Here is a 2,579-nt window from a genome sequence, read left to right on the forward strand (position 1 = left end):
GATGGGGTATTGGGATTGAAATACAATTGAGTGTTTCTTGAAGATTTTCATATTCATTTATCCAATACAATTGTATTTTTTTTGCCCCAAAGGGTGTAACAAGCGTAAAATATCTAAAATCTTCTATTTTGAGATTAAAAATTTTATCAAATTCGATATAGTTCATTAAGCCATAATCTTTAAAATCACATTCTTTATATATGGATTTTAAAAATTTTGGTATTTCATTGACAATGAAAAGTATTTTTATTTTTTCTTTTGATAGATTAATAGTTAGTTCTTTTATTATATTATTTGGATATTCTTGTTTAATGATATCTAATAATTGCTTGTTGTTGCAATTTTCCAAGCTATCAAGTTTAATTTCAAAATCTTTTTTAATTTCTAATTTTGTAGGTGTATATTGTAATTTATGCTCTTTATTAGACTGTGGTAGTAGTATATTAACTTCTTTTTTATCTTGAATAATTATTTTAGCAATACCCATAATTTTTGTATTTAAATCTAGTAAAAATTGTAAGTCTTTTTTAGAGATTATGTTTTCTATATCTTTTTTAAAATTATTTAGATTTAAATTTTCACTAGATAAAAATTGTATAAGTTTGTTTAAAAATATAGGTTGAGGAAGTATCATAGCTCGTGTAATCCTAATTTTTTAAGCTCTTCTAAACTCATAGCTCTAATCAAAACCCTTTCTTCTGATTGTATTAAAGAAAATTCTTGTAATTTTTCTAAAGCTTCTTTATACTCTAAATATCCTAAAGGCTTATCTTCGCTAATGCTGAAAAAACTTAGCCTCCATTCTACTTCTTCATCTTCATTATCTAGTTTGAAATTTTCCCAAGGTTCTTTAAATAAAATAGTGTCTGTATCTTCACTAAGGGTAAAATTTACTATTGTTCCATTTGGTATTTCATAAAGTTTAGGCATAGCTTCATAAGCTTCTTCCCAACGTTTTTGTAAAAAGTTTAAATCTTCCATAAAATATCCTTGTGTTAAAATAGCATTATAACCAAAAAATTTTTATATTAAATCATAAGGAAAGTATTTATATAAAGCTAATCTTATTTTGTTTAATCATTCTGGCACGATTGATAAGAGCATAAAGGGCTAGAAATTCATCGTTATAGGTAGAAGTGTAATTATATTTTTCTAAAAATATAATAACTTCCCCATCAAACTCAATACTTTTGTATTCTATAAGCTCTGCTTTAGCATTAGCGATAAAAGAGATATATTTATCTCTTTGTTTATCGTGTTTAATACCTGCTCATATTGGTTTAGGTGTTTCATCATACCAAATCACTTCTAGATTTTCTTCTTTGATGATTCTTAGTGCTACTTCTTTTGTTAGATATTCTTTAATGTCCTTGATATCATGATATTTATGCCAATAATTTTCTTGCAACATTTTATCAATAGCTTCTTTTTCACTATCAAAAGAATAGTTAAGACTAACACTCCCCCTTTCTCCAACATAGAAAGTTTCATATTTATTATTGTTAGGATTAAACCACATAGTAAGATGATATTCCCCTAAATGTTTATAAGAAGGATACCAAGTTGTATCAATCAACTTTTCTTCTTCTATAATTAGTTCTGCTTGTTCTCTTGTTGTTTCTATCCTTTATTATGGTATTTGTTTGATAAAACCTAATAAGTTTATATAATTTATAATTATAATATTTTTATATATTTATTAATTTTCATATACCATAACTTCACTAAAACTAAAACCTAATAAATTGTTTTCTCTCACTATTTTTCTAAATTCACTTGATACAAAAACAGGTATTTCATCATCTTTAATTCTAAATATATGACTTCCATCAAGTTTTGATTTTTTTAAAACAGCCTTAGTAATACTTAGATATTCATTATTATCACCCATATAAGTATATACAGAATGTTCATAATCTAAAGCCTCAAGTGATTTTGTTACATGCATAATTTTACAATCATAATAATTTATTTCCTGACTTTTAATTTCTACATCTAAATATTGCACACAATCTTTGATTAAATCTTGCATTAAATTTATAAATTTAGGAGAGACTATACGCCAACCACAGTCATTGTGTATAAGATCAGTCAGTATTTTACCATCATCTTTGTCTATTTCAAAACTAGGTGTTTGCCAATTTATAATAGGCTTGGATTCTAAAAGTGTATATTCATCGTTATTTTTTATATCTACAAGATCACAAGAGTGCCAATTATCCACATCGTTATGATTATAGTTATACATCATTTTATAATATCTCATTATTTTCTCTCCTTATAGTATTCTTTATTAAGTAAAGCAGGATTATTTTTTATTTCTTCTTTTAGTTTTTCAAATTCTTTTAAAAATTTATTCTTATCTCCTCTTGCTATTTTATCAATTTTACTCATTTTTTCAAGAATATATTCATGGTATTCATTAGGATGTCTTCCGCGATGTGGCATTTTAACTTTGTTCCAATCTCCATCCAATTCCAAGTTATATTTTTTTGTTATTTTTCGAAATTCTTTAGTAAATTTTTTATTCTTATCAGTAGCAATATGATGGGTTTGAATTGGTGATTGTTTGTTATCAT

General features: G+C 25.2%; 5 protein-coding genes. All 5 read right to left on the minus strand.

From position 1 onward, the window contains the following. Nucleotides 1-634: hypothetical protein (locus CAMP18497_RS08080; protein ID WP_337213711.1), on the minus strand; the 634-nt coding region annotated here is incomplete at its 3' end. Continuing rightward, on the minus strand, nt 631-981 hold the full coding sequence (locus CAMP18497_RS08085; protein WP_261545372.1) for a hypothetical protein: 351 nt from the start codon (nt 979-981) through the stop codon (nt 631-633). The genes CAMP18497_RS08085 and CAMP18497_RS08080, both read right to left, overlap by 4 nt. Before the next feature lie 289 nt (nt 982-1,270). Continuing rightward, on the minus strand, nt 1,271-1,576 hold the full coding sequence (locus CAMP18497_RS08090; RefSeq protein WP_337213716.1) for a hypothetical protein: 306 nt from the start codon (nt 1,574-1,576) through the stop codon (nt 1,271-1,273). Nucleotides 1,577-1,699: 123 nt separating this feature from the next. After that, complete coding sequence (locus tag CAMP18497_RS08095; protein WP_263670452.1) at nt 1,700-2,266, minus strand: imm11 family protein; 567 nt, start codon at nt 2,264-2,266, stop codon at nt 1,700-1,702. Further along, nucleotides 2,266-2,579, minus strand: a 314-nt coding sequence (locus tag CAMP18497_RS08100; protein WP_337213719.1) for an AHH domain-containing protein, incomplete at its 5' end; no start/stop codon positions are given. The genes CAMP18497_RS08100 and CAMP18497_RS08095, both read right to left, overlap by 1 nt.

Source organism: Campylobacter sp. W0066.1, from assembly GCF_024723635.1.
GTDB classification, from domain to species: domain Bacteria; phylum Campylobacterota; class Campylobacteria; order Campylobacterales; family Campylobacteraceae; genus Campylobacter_D; species Campylobacter_D lari_C.